The organism is Geobacter grbiciae, from assembly GCF_018531165.1.
GTDB lineage: Bacteria > Desulfobacterota > Desulfuromonadia > Geobacterales > Geobacteraceae > Geobacter > Geobacter metallireducens.
This window is the reverse complement of record NZ_JAHDIW010000006.1, coordinates 42617-63197: the sequence shown is the minus strand read 5'-3', so window position 1 is coordinate 63197 and position 20581 is coordinate 42617. Positions and strand designations below refer to the sequence as shown.

The following is a 20581-nucleotide window of genomic DNA, read 5'->3' as shown; positions in this document are numbered from 1 at the left end:
TGGAGTCAGTGGATATTGCTTAAATAGAGGGTTCCGTCCGCCTGGACGATGCGACGGATGGCATCGACTTTGCGCCGGTTGGCGGCACTCCCCATGGACGGTCCCCCAGCCAGGAAGGTGGAGGTGATGTTGGTTTCGCCCCGCCATGCCTCGAAGTGGAGGTGGGGGCCCGTTGAGCGCCCCGTGGAGCCCGAGAGGGCGATGGGGGAGGTGCCGTCCACTGAGTCATTTTCAGCAACAAGATTGACGGAATTGTGGGCATAGAGGGTAATGGTTCCGTCGCCGTGGTCCACGATGACCATGTTGCCATAGCCGCCGCGCAATCCGGCAAAGACCACCCTTCCCGGAGCCACCGGACGGACGGCGGTTCCTTCGGCAACGGCAATGTCGATTCCGTGGTGTTCGCGAAGGTTGCCGTTGATGGGGTCGTGGCGGAGTCCCACCAGGGAGGAGATTCTCCCGTGGACGGGAAGGGTAGGGGAAAACGTGGGAGATGATGCCTGTGACGGCTTTTCGCCGATGCCGGTGGCGGCCAGATGGCCGGGTATGCTCCGTTTGCCGCGGCGAGGGACAGGCCGCTCCTTCATGACCAGCGTCGCACCGCTCTTCCCGGGGGCATCGGTGAAGCAGACCACTCCCTCTTCATCCACATAGCGGTAGATGTCGGCGACTCCTTCCCGGGGGAGGACAATAACGAGTGCAGCGATTATGAGGGTGCTCTTTCTCATGGTTTGGACTCCGGTACTATACCTATCGGCATCAGTGCCTGCAAGCTTGAGATGAGAGTATATTTTTCGTGCGATGCTTCTGATTTGTGCATGGTGATTCTGTTTGTGCCTTATTTTTAAGCTGATTCGTTTCCGTTCCTCGCATTAGAGTGTGCTTTTGTTGTGAAAAGTATTGTAATCGTTAGTGAAAACAAAGTCTGCCGTTTTGGGCAAAGTATTTGCTTTGCCCATGAATAGTATCGACGGACAAGGTTTCCTGGAATCTTGCTTTTGAACCCTGACGCACCTATAATCAGCCAGTTTTTAACCATTTCCAAGAGGGGGTGCTGTGTCTTGAAAAAAGTCGAAGCGATCATAAAGCCGTTCAAGCTGGACGAGGTCAAGGAAGCCCTGAACGAGATCGGCATCCAGGGGATTACGGTCGCCGAGGTGAAGGGTTTCGGCAGACAGAAGGGGCATACGGAGCTCTACCGGGGCGCCGAGTATGTGGTTGATTTTATTCCCAAGATCAAGATGGAGATCATTGTCGGCGACGATATTGTCGGAAAGGTTGTCGAGACCATCGAGCAGGCCGCCAAGACCGGCCGCATCGGTGATGGCAAGATATTCGTGACACCGGTGGAGGAAGTGATCCGCATCCGCACCGGTGAGCGGGGCGAGGACGCCCTGTAGAATCACTACTATACGCCAGGTAGTTTTACCATTGAAAGGAGACGTTTTGATGACACCACAAGAAGTAGTAAGCTTCGCCAAGGAAAACGGCGCGCTGATGGTTGATTTCAAGTTCATGGATTTCGTGGGGACATGGCAGCACATTTCCGTACCCATCACGGAGTTCAGCGAGGATACCTTCGAAGAGGGGCAGGGGTTCGACGGCTCTTCCATCCGTGGCTGGCAGCCGATCCACGCCTCCGACATGATCCTTCTCCCCGATCCCGACACGGCCAAGATGGACCCCTTCGTGGCGGTGCCGACCCTGTCGCTGATCTGCAACGTCTTCGATCCGATCACCAAGGAAGACTACACCCGCGATCCCCGGAACATCGCCCGCAAGGCCGAGGCCTACCTCAAGTCCACCGGCATCGGCGAAATCGCCTTCTTCGGTCCGGAAGCCGAGTTCTTCATCTTCGACGAGGTCCGTTACGATTCCAGCTCCAATCAGTCCTTCTACATGGTCGATTCCGTGGAAGGTGCCTGGAACTCCGGCCGTGAAGAGTTCCCGAACCTGGGCTACAAGCCGCGCCACAAGGAAGGGTACTTCCCCCTCTCCCCCACCGACTCCCAGAACGATCTTCGCAACGAGATGGTGATGGAGCTCCAGAAGGTTGGCATCCGGGTCGAGTGCCAGCACCACGAGGTTGCCACTGGCGGCCAGGCCGAGATCGACATGCGTTTCTCTTCCCTGGTGGACATGGCTGACCAGCTCCAGTGGTTCAAGTACGTCATCAAGAACGTTGCCTACAGAAACAGCAAGACCGTAACCTTCATGCCGAAGCCCCTGTACGGCGACAACGGTTCCGGCATGCACTGCCACCAGTCCATCTGGAAGAACGGCCAGAACCTCTTCGCCGGCGACAAGTACGGCGGGCTCTCCCAGATGGCCCTCTGGTACATCGGCGGCATCATCAAGCACGCCAAGGCCCTCTGCGCCATCACCAACCCGACCACCAACTCCTACAAGCGCCTGGTGCCGGGCTTCGAGGCTCCGGTGAACATGGCATATTCCAGCCGTAACCGCTCGGCATCCATCCGGATTCCGATGCTCTCCACCAACCCGAAGGCCAAGCGGATCGAGTACCGGACCCCCGACCCCTCCTGCAACGGCTACCTCGCCTTCGCCGCCATGCTCATGGCCGGCCTCGACGGCATCGAGAACAAGATTGATCCGGGGCAGCCTCTCGATAAGGACATCTACGGTCTTTCCCCCGAAGAGCTCAAGGATATCCCGTCTGCTCCCGGGACCCTTGAGGACGCCCTCAACGCCCTCAGGGATGACCACGAGTTCCTCCTCAAGGGGGACGTCTTCACCCCCGACGTCATCGAGAAGTGGATCGAGTACAAGATGGAGGCCGAAGTCAACCCGGTCCGGATGCGTCCGGTTCCCCTCGAGTTCGCCCTGTACTACGACATCTAGGCCGATAGGCGGTACTGCATCATCACGAAAGGCGGGAGCGATCCCGCCTTTCTTTTTGTCCTGTCGCCCCGTGCTATGAAGCCAAACCGTTCTTGACTTTCCGCGGCCGTTCCGGCTAGTATGCTCCGCTATGACACGCGAAACCAGGCAGATTCACGTAGGAAATGTCGCCATCGGCGGGGGAGCCCCCTGCTCGGTGCAGTCCATGTGCAACACCGACACCCGCGACGTGGCAGCCACCCTTTCCCAGGTTCTCTCCCTTTCATCGGCGGGTTGTGAGATCGTCCGCTGCGCTGTGCCCGACATGGCGGCGGCCGAGGCGCTGGGTGAGATCAAGCGGCAGAGCCCGATCCCGGTCATCGCCGACATCCACTTCGATTATCGCCTCGCATTGCGGGTGCTCGAAGGGGGGATTGACGGCCTGCGCCTCAACCCCGGCAATATCGGCGAGCGGTGGAAGGTGGAGGAGGTGGTGAAGGCCGCCCGGGAGCGCCTCGTGCCGATCCGGATCGGCGTCAATGCCGGTTCCCTGGAGAAGGAGCTCCTCGGAAAGTACGGTCATCCCACCGCCGAGGCCATGGTCGAGTCGGCCCTGGGCCATGTCCGCATCCTCGAGGATATCGGCTACGACCAGATCAAGATCTCCCTCAAGGCCTCCGACGTTATGAAGACCGTGGAAGCCTACCGGCTCCTGGCCCAACGGGTCGATTACCCACTCCATATCGGCATCACCGAAGCCGGCACCATCTTCTCCGGCACCATCAAGTCCTCCGTGGGGCTCGGCATCCTCCTGGCCGACGGCATCGGCGACACCATGCGCGTCTCGCTCACCGGCGATCCCGTGGACGAAGTGCGGGTCGGCTTCGAGATTCTCAAGGCCCTGGGGCTGCGGCAGCGGGGAATCAATTTCGTTTCCTGCCCCACCTGCGGCCGCTGCCAGATCAATCTGATCGGCGTTGCCCAGGAGGTGGAGAATCGCCTCGCCGCCATCGATACTCCTCTGACCGTGGCTGTCATGGGGTGTGTGGTGAACGGTCCGGGCGAGGCGCGGGAGGCCGATGTGGGGATCGCCGGAGGGAAGGGTGAAGGACTCCTTTTCCGGCATGGCGAGATCGTCCGCAAGGTCCCCGAAGCCGAGATGGCCGATGCCTTGATCGCCGAGGTGGAGCAGATGGCCAAGGAAAAAACACACTCATAGAGGTTCATTTAATGCGCTATTCCCAGTATTTCATCCCCACGGTCAAGGAGACCCCTTCCGACGCCGAGGTCGTTTCCCACAAACTCATGCTCCGTGCCGGCATGATCCGCAAACTGGCTGCCGGTATCTACAACTATCTTCCCCTGGGGCTTCGCTCCATTCGCAAGGTGGAGCAGATCGTCCGCGAAGAAATGAACCGGGCCGGCGCCATCGAGCTTCTCATGCCGAGCGTCCAGCCGGCCGAGCTCTGGCAGGAATCGACGCGGTGGGAGCAGTATGGCAAGGAGCTTCTCCGCTTCAAGGATCGTAAGGATGCCGAGTTCTGTCTCGGGCCGACCCACGAGGAGGTCATTACCGACCTCGTGCGCCGCGAGGTGAAGAGTTACCGGCAGATGCCCCTGAACCTCTACCAGGTCCAGTCCAAGTTCCGGGACGAGATCCGTCCCCGGTTCGGCCTCATGCGTGGCCGCGAGTTCATCATGAAGGATGCCTATTCCTTTGACGTGAGCTCCGAGGCTGCCGATACTTCCTACGACAAGATGTACCAGGCCTACCGCCGCATCTTCCAGCGCTGCGGCCTCAAGTTCCGGGCAGTGGAGGCGGATACCGGCTCCATCGGCGGCTCCTCGTCCCACGAGTTCATGGTGCTTGCCGATTCGGGTGAGGATGCCATCGTCTCCTGCACCGCCTGTGAGTATGCCGCCAACGTGGAGAAGGCCGAGGCCCGGCTCTTCCCGTCCGAGCATGCCGAGCCCCGGGAACTGGAAAAAGTGGAGACCCCCCAGAAGCGGAGCGTCGAAGAGGTGACCACCTTCCTCGGCATTCCCGCCTCGTCACTGGTGAAGACCCTCCTCTGCGTTGCTGACGGAGAGCCGGTGGCGGCGTTGGTGCGTGGCGACCACGACCTTAACGAGATCAAGCTCAAGCACCTTCTCGGCTGCGAAGAGTTGGAGATGGCCAGTGAGGAGATCGTGGAGCGGGTTACTGGCGCTCCCGTCGGCTTTGCCGGCCCCGTAGGGTTGAAGATCAAGATCATTGCCGACTTGACGATCCAGGGAATGAAAAACTTTGTCACCGGCGGCAATGCCCGTGATCTCCATTTCAAGAACGTGAACATCGGTAGGGATTTTACCCCTGCGCTCATTGCCGACATCCGCAACGTGGTCCACGGCGACCCCTGCCCCCGCTGTGAGGCCGGGCACCTGGAGATGTGGCGCGGCATCGAGGTCGGGCACGTCTTCAAGCTGGGAACCAAGTACTCCGAGTCTCTCCGGGCGACCTTTCTGGACGCTGACGGCAAGGAGCAGGTCATCTTCATGGGATGCTACGGCATCGGCATCAGCCGGACCGTGGCCGCATGCATCGAGCAGAACCACGACGCCGACGGCATCATCTTCCCGATCCCCATCGCGCCGTTCCACTGCATCATCTCGGCCGTCAGCACGAAGGATGCGGAGGTCGTGGCCGCGTGCGATGAACTCTATCGTGCCCTCACTGCTGTCGGCGTCGAGGTTCTCTTTGACGACCGCGACGAGCGCCCCGGTTCCAAGTTCAAGGACGCCGACCTTATCGGCATCCCGCTCAGGATAGTCGTGGGGAGCAAGAACCTGGCGGAAGGTAAGGTTGAACTCAAATCCCGCAAGGGCGGTGAGGTTTCTCTCCTCCCCCTGGCCGAGGCAGTGGAGACGGTCAAGGGGCTCGTCGTTGCAGCTCTCAATCAGTAATATCCATTCAAGGAGACGATACGCACAATGACGAGAGACCAGGCCCGCGAAAAGGTCATTTTTGCCCTTGATACCGGTGAATTCGCCCATGTGCAGTACTGGGCCGAAACGCTGTCCGACAAGGTCGGGATGTATAAAATCGGCAAGCAACTCTTCACCGCCTGCGGCCCAGCCGCGGTGCGAATGATCCAGAAGTTCGGCGGCGAGGTCTTTCTCGACCTCAAGTTCCACGACATCCCCAATACCGTTGCCATGGCCTCGGTGGAGGCGGCCCGCATGGGAGTTAAACTTTTCAATCTCCATGCACTGGGTGGCTACGAGATGATGGCGAAAACAGTGGAGGCCCTCGACAAGGAATTCAAGGGAGGGGATAGGGCAAAGGTCCTGGCGGTCACTATTCTCACCTCTTCCACCGAGGAGACCCTCAAGGATGTGGGGATTGAACACACCGTCCCCGACATGGTGGTGCGGCTCGCGACCCTTGCCAGGAAAGCCGGCATCGATGGCGTCGTGGCTTCGCCCCGGGAGATTCCCCTCATCCGCGAAGCATGTGGGAGCGACTTCCTCATTGTCACTCCTGGCGTCCGCCCGTCCTTCGCCGCCCTCAATGATCAGAAGCGGGTCATGACGCCGGCGGAGGCGGTGAAGGCGGGGAGTGATTATCTCGTCATCGGCCGCCCCATTGGTGATGCGCCGGACCCGGCCGCTGCCGCCGAGCTGATTCTCGGCGAGATTGTTGCCGGCTGAGCCGGATGAAAGGCTACGAGTGAAAGAAGAGATACTTTACGGGATCAACAGTGCCATGGAGGCCCTGCGCGGCAAGCGGAGGGCCTTCGAGCTTTTCGTCTCCCGCGATGCCAGCGATCGCCGCATGGAGAAGCTCCTGAAGCTTGCCGCAGAGAAGGGAGTCCCGGTTCGCAACCGTGACAAGCGCGATATCAGTCGTCTCTGTGGCACCGATCACCATCAGGGGGTGGCACTCAAGCTGGAGGGGTTTCCCTATACCGGGTTGAGCGATATTATCGACGCCTGGCGCGAATCCGGGGAGAGGGGACTTATCCTCGCCCTCGACGGTGTGCAGGACCCCCACAATCTGGGTGCCCTCATCCGGAGCGCCGCCTGTGCTGGTGCACACGGGGTCATCATCCCCAAGGATAGGGCCGCCAGGGTGACGGCCACGGTGGAGAAGAGCGCCGCAGGTGCCGCTGAAACCATACCCGTTGCCCAGGTCACCAATCTGGCCCAAGCCCTCGACGAGTTGAAGGAGGCTGGCTTCTGGATTTACGGCGCTGCCGACAGTGCCGCCTCGTCCCTCTATGATCAGGATCTGTCTGGAAATGTAGTTATTGTGATTGGCAGTGAAGGGGAGGGGGTGAGGCCCTTGGTGGGGAAGAAGTGTGATTTCCTCGTTGCCATTCCGCTCAGAGGAGGCGTAAGTTCCCTCAACGCATCGGTTGCTGGGGGGGTAATTCTCTTCGAGGTCCTTCGCCAGAGGCTGGCTTTTTCACCTCAGAACTGAAAAAGGGTCTTCAGCAATGATGCTGAAGACCCTCTGATTTTGAATGGTGCCGGAGGTCGGAATCGAACCGACACGGGATTGCTCCCGGCGGATTTTGAGTCCGCTGCGTCTACCAGTTTCACCACTCCGGCAAAAGTGGCCGGATTAAACCACATGTGCTGGAGAGCGTCAAGGGTAAATCCCCCGCTAATTTTTTTGGGAAAAATGTATTGACACTCTTGATGCCATTTTGGTATAAACCAAATCTCTTTTGAACGGGGCTGTAGCTCAGCTGGGAGAGCGCTTGAATGGCATTCAAGAGGTCGTCAGTTCGATCCTGATCAGCTCCACCAAAACATTAAGGGGTTGGCCGAAAGGCCAGCCCCTTTTTGCGTTCAATCTGGTGACCTTTGGTGGTACGTCACCAATGCATCAACTTCCCGCTCCCTTACAGTTATGTTTTTCTTGAAGAGTTCTTTCATATTCAGTATGCTTACCCGATTTTAGCGACCTACGAGGAGGTTTTTCCGATGGAAGATATTCTGGGTGAATGGAAGAGAAGTCATTACTGCGGCAATCTGACGAAGGCCGATGTGGGGCGCGAGGTTATCCTCATGGGATGGATTTTGCGCCGCCGTGATCATGGGGGCCTTATTTTCGCCGATCTCCGTGACCGGGAGGGACTCGCCCAGATCGTCTTTGACCCAGCGAAAAACACCGATGCCCATCATAAGGCCGAAGCGATCCGGAATGAATACGTCGTCGCCGTAAAAGGGGAGGTGATTCCTCGTCCTGATGGGACTGTCAACTCCGCCATGAAGACCGGCGAGGTCGAAGTTCTCGTTACGGAGTGCAAGATTCTCAATCGCTCAAAGGCTCTACCTTTTACCCTTGACGACTATGTCGACGTCGCTGAGAACATCCGTCTCAAGTACCGTTATCTGGACCTTCGGCGCCCGGTGCTCCAGCAGAACCTCATTCTCCGCTCGATGGTTGCCCAGATAACCCGTCAATATCTCTCAGAAAACGGATTCCTTGAGATCGAAACTCCTTTCCTCACCAAATCAACTCCGGAAGGTGCCCGTGACTTTCTCGTCCCGTCGCGGATAAATCAAGGGAACTTCTATGCGCTTCCCCAATCTCCCCAGATATTCAAACAGATTCTGATGATCTCCGGTTTTGACCGCTACTTCCAGATTGTTCGCTGCTTCCGTGACGAGGACCTGCGAGCTGACCGTCAGCCTGAGTTCACCCAGATCGACTGCGAGATGTCGTTTATCGATCGCGAGGACATCATTTCGGTCATGGAGGGGCTCATTGCGAAGATTTTCACGGTTGCCAAGGGGGTGGATGTTCCCCTCCCCATGCCACGCATGACCTATGCTGAGGCCATTCGCCGCTTCGGCGTCGATAACCCCGACGTACGCTTTGGCCTGGAGCTTGTTGAGCTGACAGATATCGTCAAGGGTGCAGGTTTCAAGGTCTTTGCCGATGTCGCAGCCTCCGGTGGAATCATCAAGGGACTGAACGCTAAAGGCTGCGCACGGTTTTCCCGCAAAGAGATCGACGATCTCACCGAGTTCGCCAAGATTTACGGTGCTAAAGGGCTTGCCTACGTCAAGATTGAAGAGGGCCAATGGCATTCCCCCATTGCCAAGTTTTTCTCTGCCGAAGAAATCGCTACAATGAACCAGGCATTCGGCGCCGAAGATGGTGATCTTCTTCTCTTTGTGGCGGACAAACCGAAGGTGGTCAACGATTCTCTCGGTAAGCTCCGCAATCATCTTGCCGGAATTCTTGGGCTTGCGGACAAGAATACGTTCAGATTCGTCTGGATCACCGATTTCCCTCTCCTTGAGTGGGATGAGGATGAAAAGCGGTGGGCCGCGGTCCATCACCCTTTCACCGCGCCCATGGATGAGGATCTGGAGAAAGTCGAATCGGATCCGGGAAGCTGCCGCGCGAAAGCATATGATCTGGTCCTCAATGGCAACGAAATCGGCGGGGGAAGTATCAGGATTCACCAGCAACATGTCCAATCCCTCATGTTCAGCATGCTTGGACTTTCTGATGATGAGACGCGCGCAAAGTTCGGCTTCCTGCTGGATGCTCTCGAATGCGGTACCCCTCCCCATGGCGGTATTGCCTTCGGCATGGATCGCCTCATCATGCTTCTTACGGGCAGCGATTCGATCCGTGACGTCATTGCCTTCCCCAAAACTCAGAAGGGAGCTTGTCTCATGTCAGAAGCTCCTTCCCCTGTTGATGCAAAACAACTCAGGGAACTTGCTCTCAAGGTGACCGTCAAGCAATGAGAGCGGAAATGTGAATGAAGACGAGAAACCTGGCAATGGTTTCGGTGCTGGCTCTTTGCCTTGCTGGTTGTGCTCAGGGGCTGCCACGTTACCGTACCGAGGCCCTGACAAAATTCTCTTCTGTGAGGATGCAGGGGGGAGAACGCGCTAGGGCAGAAGAATTTACGAGTATTACCGATGCACTTGAAGCCGGAGATCGGCTCCTTGAGCGCAACCGGGTTTCGGATGCCGAGCAGTTCTATCTCCTTGCCCTTAGGAAGTCAGAGTTGGCAGAACAACAACTCGCTGCCGAGAAAGTACGTCAGGAAGCACAAAGGCTCAAGGCTGAAGAGGATCGCCGTGCAGCCGAGCGGCAGAGGATCCTTGAGGAGCAGAAGCGCCGCATGATTGAAGAGCGTGAAAGGGAGGCGCGAGAGACTCGAAAGAAAGTCGATAAACCTGTAGCTGTCAAGGAGAAGGAGCGGGAGGTTCGTCATCTCCCCTCTGTTCACACGGTAAAGCGAGGGGAGACGCTGCCCCAGATTGCAGCTCAATCCGAGGTATATGGCGATGCCTTACTGTGGCCGCTCATTTATCGTGCGAACAGGGATCAGATACGCGACCCGAAGAGAATCTGGCCGGGGCAGGTGCTCAGGATACCGAGAAATGCGGGGCGGGATGATATTGCGGAAGCTCGCCGCATTGCTCAAGAACGTCGTCTGCAATAGTCGTGAATATGAACGGAAGCCGGGTTAAACCCGGCTTTTTTGCGTGTAACTTCAAGGTATTTTTGTCGTAAACGGAAAATAGTTTTTCCTTGACAGTACATATAATTTTGCATACTGTATACACACTTTATGGTAAAAGGTTAATTCGATTTCATGTAAGCTGATTCACACCAATTGCCTATAGTTGGTGACGTATCTTCTGGCCATTTTACAAGCCTCTGGCGGATTGCCGTAAAAAATAAAGGAGGGAACATGGCGACACACAAGATTATTTGGACAGACATTGACGAAGCACCCGCATTGGCAACATATTCCTTGCTGCCGATCATTCAGAAGTTTACCGCGGGGACAGGTGTTGAGGTTGAGACACGGGACATTTCTCTTGCTGGCCGGATTCTTGCCACTTTCCCGGAAAACCTGACTGAAGCTCAAAAGGTTCCTGATTATCTGACTCAGTTGGGGGATCTTACCCATAACCCCGAAGCAAATATCATTAAGCTCCCAAACATCAGTGCTTCCGTTCCTCAGCTCAAAGAGGCGATCAAAGAGTTGCAGTCCCAAGGGTACAATGTACCGGATTACCCTGAAGACCCGAAGAATGACGCTGAGAAAGAGATAAAGGAGCGCTATGCTAAAGTGCTCGGAAGCGCCGTTAACCCAGTTCTTCGTGAAGGGAACTCGGACCGTCGCGCACCGGTTTCCGTCAAAAACTTCTCCAAGAAGCATCCCCATAAACTGGGTGCATGGACCTCGGATTCCAAGGCTGAAGTTGCCCACATGACCACTGGTGACTTTTATGGCAATGAAAAATCCGTTGTTATGGAGAATGGCGGTGGCTTCAGGATTGAGTTGGTGGGTGCAGATGGCAAAACTACCGTTCTGAAAGACAAACTTGTTGCCGAAAAAGGCGAAATTCTCGACGGCACCTTCATGAACGTGAAGGCGTTGAGGAAGTTTTATGCAGAGCAGATTGAGGATGCGAAGAAGAACGGTCAACTCCTCTCTTTACACCTCAAGGCAACCATGATGAAGGTCTCTGACCCGATCATGTTCGGGCATGCCGTTTCCGTTTTCTATTCCGACGTTTTCGAAAAGCATGCTGCTACTTTTAAAGAACTGGGTGTCAATCCCAACATGGGACTTGGCGACCTCTACAACAAGATGCAGTCCCTGCCCGAAGCCAAGAGGGCAGAGATTGAGGCAGATATCCAGGCTGAGTATGCCAAACGTCCTGCTATTGCAATGGTGGACTCCGACAAAGGGATCACTAACCTGCATGTGCCCAACGACATCATCGTTGATGCCTCCATGCCGGTTGTCGTTCGCGAGTCGGGCAAGATGTGGAATGCTGAAGGCAAGCTTCAGGACACCAAGGCGATGATTCCCGATCGTTGCTATGCTACCATCTACAAGGCGATCATCCAGGATTGCCAGAAGAACGGTGCCCTTGATCCTGCAACCATGGGTTCCGTTCCGAACGTAGGTCTCATGGCCCAAAAGGCTGAAGAGTATGGGTCGCACCCCACAACGTTCGAAATTCCTGCAAACGGTACTGTCCGTGTAGTTGCCGAGGACGGCAAGGTGCTGATGGAGCAGGCTGTTGAAGCCGGCGATATCTGGAGAATGTCCAGAGCAAAAGATATCCCGATCCAGGATTGGGTGAAACTTGCTGTAAGAAGAGCACGGGCAACGGGTGCGCACGCTGTGTTCTGGCTGGATAAGAACAGGGCCCATGATGCAAACGTTATTGCAAAAGTGGAGAAGTACCTTAAGGATCATGACACTACTGGTCTTGAGATCAAGATTCTTGACCCGGTAGCAGCAATTAACTACTCGTTGGAAAGAATCCGCAAGGGTCTGGATACTATCTCCGTAACCGGTAACGTGCTTCGTGACTACCTCACCGACCTCTTTCCGATTCTCGAAGTCGGCACCAGCGCTAAGATGCTCTCCATCGTTCCGCTTCTCGCCGGTGGCGGACTGTTTGAGACAGGTGCGGGTGGATCTGCTCCCAAGCATGTCCAGCAATTTGTGAAGGAGGGGTACCTGCGCTGGGATTCACTCGGTGAGTTCTCTGCATTTGCCGCTTCTCTGGAGCATCTTGGCACTACCTTTAAGAATGATAAGGCGCTTGTTCTGGCCGAGACCCTCGATCAGGCCATCGCCAAGTTCCTCGACAATAACAAGTCGCCGGCCCGCAAGGTTGGCCAGATCGACAACCGTGGCAGCCATTACTATCTTGCCATGTACTGGGCAGAAGCACTGGCGGCCCAGTCAAAGGATGCCGAGCTCCAGGCGAAATTTGCTCCCGTTGCAAAGAAGCTTCAGGAAAACGAAGCCAAGATCAACGAGGAACTGATTGCGGCCCAGGGCAAGCCCGTTGATATGGGTGGTTATTACCACGCCGACAAGAAGAAGGTGGAAAAGGCGATGCGTCCTAGCCCGACCCTGAACGCAATTATTGATGCTATCTAAAGGTAGTTGTATCACGCAGATAACCCCAATTCAAAACGGAGGAAGAAAACATGGCACGTAAGAAAATCTCTCTCATCGGTGGTGGTCAGATTGGTGGCGTTCTTGCTCAACTTTGCGCCCTGCGCGAACTTGGCGATGTAGTGATGTTTGATATCGTCGAAGGTCTTCCACAGGGGAAGATGCTTGATATCGCAGAGGTTGGTCCGGTTGACGGTTTTGATGTATGCCTCAAGGGCACCAACAGCTACGCGGATATAGCTGGCTCCGATGTTGTCATCGTTACCGCTGGTCTTCCCCGCAAGCCGGGCATGAGCCGTGACGATCTCATCGAAGTCAACTCCAAGATCATGACCCAGGTTGCTGAGGGTATTAAGCAGTATGCCCCCAATTCTTTCATAATCGTTATCTCCAACCCGCTGGACGCCATGGTTACCCTTTGCCAGAAAATCACCGGCTTCCCCTACAACAGGGTTATCGGCCAGGCAGGCGTTCTCGATTCCTCCCGCTTTGCCGCCTTCATCGCCTGGGAGCTGGGCGTTTCCGTGAAGGATGTCGTTGCCGTAACCCTCGGTGGCCATGGTGATGACATGGTGCCTCTGGTTCGTTATACCAGTGTTTGCGGCATCCCGGTTATGGAACTTCTTGAGCGTAAGTATAAGGATAAGGCTAAGGCCAAGGAAGTCATGGAGGCAATGGTCAAGCGTACTCGCGGTGCGGGTGGTGAGGTTGTCGCTCTCCTCAAGACCGGTTCTGCATTCTACTCTCCGGCCTCTGCCGCAATCGCCATGACCGAGTCTATCCTCAAGGACCAGAAGCGGGTTCTTCCGACCTGCTGCTTCCTCCAGGGCGAGTTCGGCGTGAATGGATACTACGTCGGTGTTCCTGCAGTGCTGGGCGAGAACGGTGTTGAGCAGATCATCCAGTTCAACCTCGACGCCGAGGAGCAGGCAATGATGGATAAGTCGGTTGCCGCGGTGAAGAGTCTCGTCGACAGCCTTAAGTAATTTTCCAGATTCCCACTGCAGCAAGGCAAAAGAAGGGCCCTGTGCCCTTCTTTTGTCATGTCGGGTCTTCCCTTTGAGAAAATAACAGTATTTTACGATCGTCGCGTTCTAAGCGTTGAAATTGTATACATGGGTGTGTTATATACCAGAGAAGTTTGCCGGAAACGGCCTCATTTTAGTAAAGGAGCGTATCTAGATGGAAAAAAAGCTTCCGACTATCGAGATTGTTGAGAAGTACTGCAAGGGCTGCCATATCTGTGTTGAGTTTTGCCCTACCAAGGTACTGGAGATGAAAGGTTTCGTTGTGGCGGTGAAAAACCTCGAAGCCTGCATCAAATGCATGCAGTGCGAACTGCGCTGCCCCGATTTTGCTATCAAAGTCACCCCGTAACCATTCCAAGAGGAGGTATTTGACGTGGCTAAGAAAGTTGCACTTCTCCAGGGTAACGAGGCCGGTGCTCACGGTGCTCTTTACGCTGGCTGCCGGTTTTTCGCCGGTTACCCTATTACTCCATCCACTGAGGTGGCCGAGGTAATGTCCGCTGAACTTCCCAAATTTGGTGGGAAGTTCATTCAGATGGAAGACGAGATTGGAGCCATGGCTGCCGTTATCGGAGCATCACTGACCGGTGCCAAGGTTCTTACTGCTACTTCCGGTCCTGGCCTCTCCCTTAAGCAGGAGAACATTGGTTATGCCTGCATTTCCGAAGTTCCTGCCGTAATTTTCAACGTTATGCGCGGTGGTCCTTCCACCGGTATGCCGACCGGACCTTCGCAGTCAGACGTTATGTGCGCCAAGTGGGGAACCCATGGTGACCATCCCGCTATCTGCCTTGTTCCTGCATCGGTTCAGGAAATTTTCGAAGAGACGGTTCGGGCCTTTAACCTGGCTGAGAAGTATCGCACGCCGGTTATGATTATGCCTGACGAAATTGTCGCCCACATGCGTGAGCGGATTGTCTTCCCGGAGCCGGGCGAACTGGAAGTGGTTGATCGTACTAAGCCTTCCGTCCCCCCCGAGCAGTACAAGCCTTATGACACTTCTTTCGGTGACGTACCGCCTCTTGCTGCATTCGGTTCCGGTTACAAGTTCCATGTTACCGGCCTCAACAAGATGCAGGACGGTTTCCCGACCACCAAGGCCGAGGTCGTTCAAGCGGAAGAAGAGCGCCAGGTTCGCAAGGTTGAAGCTAATAAAGCTGATATCATGAAATGGGAAGAGTACCTGTGCGATGATGCTGATGTTATCGTCGTAGCTTTCGGCTCCACTTCCCGTTCGGCTCGTTTTGCCGTTAACGAAGCACGCAAGAATGGCATCAAGGTCGGTCTCTTCCGGATCATCACCTTCTGGCCGTTTCCCGAGGAGCGCATTCTGGAACTCTCCAAGAAGGTCAAGGGTTTCATTACTCCGGAAATGAACCTCGGCATGTGTACTGGTTTGGTAAAAGGGTGCATTGAGGGAAATGCTCCGGTTCTCGGTATTTTCCGTGTTGACGGTGAGCCGATCAACCCGGGCCAGATCCTCGATAAGATGAAGGAGGTCAAGTAACCATGGCGTTTGATTACGATAAGTATATCCGTCCCGGGAAACTGCCGCACATCTGGTGCCCTGGCTGCGGCCACGGGATTATCATGAAAGGCCTTATCCGTGCAATGGACTCTCTGAACCTCAAAAAGGAAGAGACTGCTATTGTTTCGGGTATTGGCTGCGCTTCACGTCTGCCGGGATACATTGATTGCTGTACGCTGCACACGGCCCATGGCCGCGCTGCTGCATTTGCTACGGGCGTCAAGATGGCAAAGCCTGAGATGACGGTTATCCTCTGCGGCGGTGACGGCGATGGTACGGCGATCGGTGGCAACCACTTCATCCATGCCTGCCGTCGTAACATCGACATGACCTACATCATCATGAACAACTATATCTACGGGATGACCGGTGGCCAGTTCTCTCCCTGCACCCCGACTGGTGCAAAGGCATCCACGACTCCTTATGGCAACCCGGACCCCGGTTTTGACATTGCCAAGCTTGCCATCGGCGCTGGCGCATCCTTTGTCGCCCGCGGTACGGCATACCATGCTGCACAGCTCGACAAGCTCATTGCTGAAGCTATTCAGCACAAAGGTTTCTCCGTCGTCGAAATCCTCGATGACTGCCCGACTACCTACGGACGTCGCAACAAGTACAAGTCGGTTGTCGAGATGATGAACCGTCTCAAGGAAGTAGCCGTACCGGTTAAGGCTGCCGAGAAGATGACAGCTGAACAGCTTGAAGGCAAGATTCTTACGGGTGTTCTGCATAAAGTTGAAAAACCCGAGTACTGCGAGGAGTACGCGAAGGTTCTCCAGCGTGCCCAGGCTGCCAAATAATCACCCTGTTTGCAAAGGAGACTACACAGATGGCAGGAAGATATGAGATTCGTTTTTCCGGGGCTGGCGGTCAGGGCCTGATTCTGGCTGGTGTAATCATGGCCGAGGCAGCCTCTATTTATCAGGGAATTCAGGCAGTACAGTCCCAGAGCTATGGTCCTGAGGCCCGTGGTGGTGCATCGAAATCAGAGGTTATCATTTCTGATGAAGCTATCGACTATCCAAAGGCAACCCGTGTTGATGCGCTTCTCGCTCTTACGCAAGAGGCCTGCGACAAGTACTCCCACGACCTGAAAGAGGGTGGGGTTCTGCTCATCGACTCCGACCTCGTCAAGACCCAGCCGAAGGGGAGTTTCAAGGTTGTGTCGTTCCCCATCATCAATACGGCCAAGAATGAAGTAGGTCGGGAGATTGTTGCCAATATCGTTGCACTTGGCGCCATGGTTGCTCTGACCGAGGTGGTTGACAAGGAAAATGCCGAGAAAGCTGTTCTCGCGCGTGTACCTGAAGCTTTTATCGAACTGAACAGGAAAGCTTTCCAACTTGGCTACGATAAAGCAATGGCTGCGAAGGCTTAATTCCTTCACCCCCTGAATAAAACAGAAGGCTCGATGCCATTGGCTCGGGCCTTCTGTCGTTTTGGGGCTGGATCATTGCGGGAGGTTGTTTTATAGAGTATAACCAACAAAGTATGGCAGGCAGTTGAATCTCTCCAGTGAGATTTTCTTATGACCTTGGAGCTTTGCAACACATCGCTACAGCAGACACAGGAACTCTTGCGGTTGGTAAACGTCACTCTCCGGAACCTCTCGAACCGTAAGTTTACCGACAAAGAACTCTATGTTGAAGCCCTCGGCCGTGTTCTGGGCGGGAGCGGCAGGCGTGGCCCTCTTAGTATCTTTATTCTTTTTAATGGGAAGGCAGGAGCTAGCCACGGCAGAGTCTTCCATCTCAGTGCCGGGGAGATCGTGGAGGGTTCTGAAGAGATTCTTATTGATCCTGCATCGGTCTATGCTCCGGAACGCCTTACGGATGAAGTTATCATCTCCAATTGGTGTGATACCTGTGAAACGGTTGAGGAGTATCAAGCCTATTTTCATCCAACGGTAAAGGAGTACATCGGTAAGCTCCTAACAAATTTCATCTGCTGTCACATAGGAGGTGACGCAGGTGGAGCGCTCCTGGCCTTTAACTATCCCGGTGAGGCTACGGAGTATGATGCAATGGTTCTTCAGAGTCTTGCCGTGGTTATCGGGTCGTTGACCACGTTATCCAACAGTGTCAGGGAGACGGAGAAGGCTTTTATCTACACCATTGAATCCCTGGCACGGGCGTGCGAAGCTGCGGAGGAGGGTGCTGGCGAACATATTGTCCGTGTCAACCGCTATGCAGGGGCTTTGGCTGCCAATATGGGGCTGCCGGTTGATCTTGTGGAAGTGATTTCCTACTCGGCTCAGATGCATGATGTGGGCAAAATCCGGGTACCGAATGAAATACTTCTTAAGCCAGCCCCCCTTAACGAAGACGAATTGCGTATCATGCGTCTACACCCCGCCTATGGTGAGAAGATCCTTGGTGATTCACCCCGACTGCAGATTGCCCGTGAGATTGCCATATCACACCACGAGAACTGGGATGGCAGTGGATATCCCCATGGTTTGCGCGGGGAGGATATTCCACTCTCCGGGCGAATTGTGAAATTGGCTGATGTCTACGATGCCTTGCGCTCAAGGAGAAGCTACAAAGAGCCCTTAAGTCACGAGGAGGCGCTTTCCGTCTTTACGGTTGGAGACAGGCGCATCGATCCGGGGCGCCATTTCGATCCTGCAGTTCTGGCGACTTTCTTTGCCATTGAACATATTTTTGCCCGAATTTATAAGAGTATGAGTGCTTAATCGGCCTGGATTACCTCTACTTAGGCTTTGACTCCCGCACACAAATCGATTACTTTGTGAAAAACCTCTGACCAAGGAGACCGGGATGTTCCTCCTTCCCAAGGGAAACCCACTGTATGAGAACATAGCCGCTGCCAAGGTCAAGCTTCCTGATATGTTCGAGAAGCTCAAGGCAGGCGGGTTCACGGGCTACCTGAACTTTACGTTTCCCTCGGCAACGGCGATTCTCTTCTTTGAAGCCGGCAAGCTGATCAGTGCCGTGCATGAACAGGATGGGCGTAAGCTCACGGGGTTCGAAGCGATTGCTGGCGTCTGCACCCTTATTTTTGCTGGCGGTGGAAGTCTTAGTGTCTACAGGCTTTCCAAGGATCTGGCCATGTGTTTGCACGCGATGATCCATGGGGATGTCCTCTACGCGGGGCAGGAACTGAAGCTGATCGACATCAAGGGGCTCCTGGAGAAGATGAAAGCCCAGAGGCTCAATGGTTGTCTCAGGCTCTACACCGAGAGCCGCACAGCCCTTATTTTTTACAAGGAGGGGGCGCCTCTCGGTTTCTTTCATGACGGCTCCACTGATATAGAAACATCGGCAACCGAGTCCCAGAAGATTGCAGGGCTACCGGGGGCAAAGATAGATGTGCTCTCCACGAAAAGCGCCGATGAGTTGATGCACTATGACCTTCTTGAGATGGTCAACGTGTCGAAGCTTTGGGAATCGACCAGCAGCAGATTCGCCTCTGAGCGCGACAAGACCCGCAATGAAGCTGCTGTTGTCGACCGGTACCAGGAAGAGGAAAAGCTTCGGGAACTTGAGGATGATCTGAAAGAAGTTGCCATGGCGTACGTGGGGAGGATGGGGGCTGCCCTCGTGGAGAAGGAACTGAATGACCGGGGGGGACGGCGGGCACTCCAGGATAGTGCGCTTGTCGGCGCGTTTCTGGCCGGGGTGGAAAAGGGGGCAAAGCTGCTCACCAGCATGTCCAAGACTAAGGAGATGCTGGACACCATGAAGGAAGAGATTGCCCAGCGGATTTAGCTGTAGATGATTTTTTCCGAGTAGTTGGGGGGACAATGGCGGACATCACCACGGTTGACCTTGTACAGATAACATTCTGGTTCCTGGCGGGATGTATCAGTTTTTACTTCAGTATCGGTAATGCCCGGGTCTGGACCAGTATTTCGCTGGGATTCTTCCTCATTTTCCTGAGCCAGCTCTATGTGGTGGAGAAGGCCCTCGATATGCCGTGGACCGCCTATACCCAGCTTGAGGCCATCCACTACATTATCGGCACCATCTCTATCATGGTCATGACCCACGGGTTTCAAGAGTATTACATCTTCAGCCGTACCCTGGAGATCGGCGGGACCAAGACGGCGGTTTATCTGACGGTTCTCGGCGTTGTCGCCGCGTCGGTGGTCTTCGTATTCATCAACCCGGAGCCTCAGTACACGGTGCTTCGCAACATCAGCGTGATTGAGAATGCCACGTGGGTCTTCCTCTCCCTGGTCAATCTTGATATGGTCCGAAAGATCTATGCCCAGATCCGGGACTCGGTCATTGCCAAGGGATTCATCGGTTTTGGCATTGTCTTTATCGCCATCTTCCTCTGGAAGGGGGCTGAGCTCTATCTCCAGGTCTATAACTGGGATGCGGACTGGAAGCTCATCATGCAGAACCTTGGGGGCGTCGTGCCTGATCTGTATTCGGGGCGTCGCGACTTCTCGCTCTTGGTCCACGACTATGCCGGTCTCCTTTCCGGGGTCTCGGTGGGGGGGACATTCATCTACCTGTTGAAGTTGTTGCGTTAACGCAGCACGTGGATCTATTTTCTGAGAAAAGGGCTGCGAGGCCCTTTTCTTGTTTGCGGGACAGTGAGCACTGTTCCGTCGATGCTCGGGGGCTACGTGAACCACCTGCTTGGTGAGTATCTGCAACAACATGGTTACTGGGTTCTGTTTCTTTGGACCTTCCTGGAAGGGGAGGCGGGTCTCATCCTGGCCGGGTTCCTGGCCTTCCAGGGGTATCTGACTCTTCCCGCCGTTATCGTGACGGCCTTTGGCGGGGCGTTTCTCGGCGATCAGTTTTACTTTTATCTGGGGCGTTGGAAGGGTCCATGGCTTCTCAAGATGTTCACCCTTGTCGCCCGGAAGTTCCGCAAGGCCCTGCGGCTCATTGAGAAGTACGGTACGTTCGTTGCTTTCATCTCCCGATACACCTATGGTTTCCGGATTGTTTTGCCGATCATCCTCGGTATGTCCAGTTTTCCGGCGTCCCGCTTTCTTTCCCTCAATATGGTGAGTGCGCTCCTCTGGGCGACGCTGTTTTCGTTGGCCGGTTACTTCTTCGGCAAAAGCGCATCGCTGTTCGTGGAGGACGTGAGCCGTTACGAGATGCACCTTCTCGCAGCGCTCGTCGGCCTTATTTTCTGTATGTGGCTGTCCCATTTCGTCCATGCCTGGTCCCGGCGCAAGCCGGCCCGAACGAGGTTGAAGAGGATAAGGGATAGCCGAAAAACCGCTGATCAGTAACAAG

General features: G+C 55.2%; 19 protein-coding genes and 2 tRNA genes. 19 read left to right on the top strand and 2 right to left on the bottom strand.

The window, feature by feature from the left end; all coding sequences use genetic code 11:
* Window positions 1-5 precede the first annotated feature (5 nt).
* Window positions 6-728 (bottom strand): peptidoglycan DD-metalloendopeptidase family protein, encoded by a 723-nt coding sequence (locus KJB29_RS09370; RefSeq protein WP_215734375.1) that lies wholly within the window; start codon window positions 726-728, stop codon window positions 6-8.
* A 333-nt stretch (window positions 729-1061) separates the two neighbouring features.
* Here KJB29_RS09370 and KJB29_RS09365 point away from each other — a divergent pair, with 333 nt between their 5' ends.
* From KJB29_RS09365 to rlmB, 6 genes are all read left to right on the top strand, one after another.
* Window positions 1062-1400: a P-II family nitrogen regulator gene (locus tag KJB29_RS09365; protein WP_004513157.1), complete on the top strand. Its 339-nt coding sequence runs from the start codon at window positions 1062-1064 to the stop codon at window positions 1398-1400.
* Between the two features lie 49 nt (window positions 1401-1449).
* Window positions 1450-2862 carry a type I glutamate--ammonia ligase gene (gene glnA / locus KJB29_RS09360; RefSeq protein WP_004513156.1) on the top strand — a complete coding sequence of 471 codons (1413 nt, stop codon included), beginning with the start codon at window positions 1450-1452 and terminating at the stop codon, window positions 2860-2862.
* A 130-nt stretch (window positions 2863-2992) separates the two neighbouring features.
* On the top strand, window positions 2993-4060 hold the full coding sequence (gene ispG, locus KJB29_RS09355; protein ID WP_215734374.1) for a flavodoxin-dependent (E)-4-hydroxy-3-methylbut-2-enyl-diphosphate synthase: 1068 nt from the start codon (window positions 2993-2995) through the stop codon (window positions 4058-4060).
* A gap of 11 nt (window positions 4061-4071) precedes the next feature.
* Complete coding sequence (locus KJB29_RS09350) at window positions 4072-5784, top strand: proline--tRNA ligase (RefSeq protein ID WP_215734373.1); 1713 nt, start codon at window positions 4072-4074, stop codon at window positions 5782-5784.
* A gap of 27 nt (window positions 5785-5811) precedes the next feature.
* Entirely contained in the window at window positions 5812-6531 is a 720-nt protein-coding gene (gene pyrF, locus KJB29_RS09345; protein ID WP_215734372.1) for an orotidine-5'-phosphate decarboxylase, read from the top strand.
* A gap of 19 nt (window positions 6532-6550) precedes the next feature.
* Window positions 6551-7303 (top strand): 23S rRNA (guanosine(2251)-2'-O)-methyltransferase RlmB, encoded by a 753-nt coding sequence (gene rlmB / locus KJB29_RS09340; RefSeq protein WP_215734371.1) that lies wholly within the window; start codon window positions 6551-6553, stop codon window positions 7301-7303.
* Between the two features lie 44 nt (window positions 7304-7347).
* On the opposite strand, the gene KJB29_RS09335 is transcribed toward rlmB, so the two are convergent.
* A tRNA-Leu gene (locus tag KJB29_RS09335) sits at window positions 7348-7434 on the bottom strand.
* 125 nt (window positions 7435-7559) lie between these two features.
* Here KJB29_RS09335 and KJB29_RS09330 point away from each other — a divergent pair.
* The 13 genes from KJB29_RS09330 to KJB29_RS09270 all read left to right on the top strand — a co-directional run bounded on the left by KJB29_RS09330 (window position 7560) and on the right by KJB29_RS09270 (window position 20577).
* Window positions 7560-7635 (top strand) — tRNA-Ala (locus KJB29_RS09330).
* Between the two features lie 177 nt (window positions 7636-7812).
* Window positions 7813-9597 carry an aspartate--tRNA ligase gene (gene aspS, locus KJB29_RS09325; protein ID WP_215734370.1) on the top strand — a complete coding sequence of 595 codons (1785 nt, stop codon included), beginning with the start codon at window positions 7813-7815 and terminating at the stop codon, window positions 9595-9597.
* 14 nt (window positions 9598-9611) lie between these two features.
* Window positions 9612-10304 carry a LysM peptidoglycan-binding domain-containing protein gene (locus KJB29_RS09320; protein ID WP_215734369.1) on the top strand — a complete coding sequence of 231 codons (693 nt, stop codon included), beginning with the start codon at window positions 9612-9614 and terminating at the stop codon, window positions 10302-10304.
* Between the two features lie 252 nt (window positions 10305-10556).
* Complete coding sequence (locus KJB29_RS09315; RefSeq protein WP_215734368.1) at window positions 10557-12779, top strand: NADP-dependent isocitrate dehydrogenase; 2223 nt, start codon at window positions 10557-10559, stop codon at window positions 12777-12779.
* Between the two features lie 50 nt (window positions 12780-12829).
* Window positions 12830-13783 (top strand): malate dehydrogenase, encoded by a 954-nt coding sequence (gene mdh, locus KJB29_RS09310; RefSeq protein ID WP_215734367.1) that lies wholly within the window; start codon window positions 12830-12832, stop codon window positions 13781-13783.
* A gap of 196 nt (window positions 13784-13979) precedes the next feature.
* A complete protein-coding gene (locus KJB29_RS09305) occupies window positions 13980-14174 on the top strand; it encodes a 4Fe-4S binding protein (protein WP_004513147.1) in 195 nt (64 codons plus the stop codon).
* Window positions 14175-14198: 24 nt separating this feature from the next.
* Window positions 14199-15332, top strand: coding sequence for a 2-oxoacid:acceptor oxidoreductase subunit alpha (locus KJB29_RS09300; protein WP_215734366.1), 1134 nt, complete (start codon window positions 14199-14201; stop codon window positions 15330-15332).
* A gap of 2 nt (window positions 15333-15334) precedes the next feature.
* Window positions 15335-16153 carry a 2-oxoacid:ferredoxin oxidoreductase subunit beta gene (locus KJB29_RS09295; RefSeq protein WP_215734365.1) on the top strand — a complete coding sequence of 273 codons (819 nt, stop codon included), beginning with the start codon at window positions 15335-15337 and terminating at the stop codon, window positions 16151-16153.
* A gap of 29 nt (window positions 16154-16182) precedes the next feature.
* Window positions 16183-16731 carry a 2-oxoacid:acceptor oxidoreductase family protein gene (locus KJB29_RS09290; RefSeq protein ID WP_215734364.1) on the top strand — a complete coding sequence of 183 codons (549 nt, stop codon included), beginning with the start codon at window positions 16183-16185 and terminating at the stop codon, window positions 16729-16731.
* 150 nt (window positions 16732-16881) lie between these two features.
* Window positions 16882-18048, top strand: a complete 1167-nt coding sequence (locus tag KJB29_RS09285; protein WP_215734363.1) for an HD-GYP domain-containing protein — start codon at window positions 16882-16884, stop codon at window positions 18046-18048.
* An 85-nt stretch (window positions 18049-18133) separates the two neighbouring features.
* Window positions 18134-19084, top strand: a complete 951-nt coding sequence (locus tag KJB29_RS09280; protein ID WP_215734362.1) for a GTPase-activating protein — start codon at window positions 18134-18136, stop codon at window positions 19082-19084.
* 35 nt (window positions 19085-19119) lie between these two features.
* Entirely contained in the window at window positions 19120-19857 is a 738-nt protein-coding gene (locus KJB29_RS09275; protein WP_004513141.1) for a hypothetical protein, read from the top strand.
* A gap of 81 nt (window positions 19858-19938) precedes the next feature.
* Entirely contained in the window at window positions 19939-20577 is a 639-nt protein-coding gene (locus KJB29_RS09270; RefSeq protein ID WP_246561070.1) for a DedA family protein, read from the top strand.
* Window positions 20578-20581: the final 4 nt, after the last annotated feature.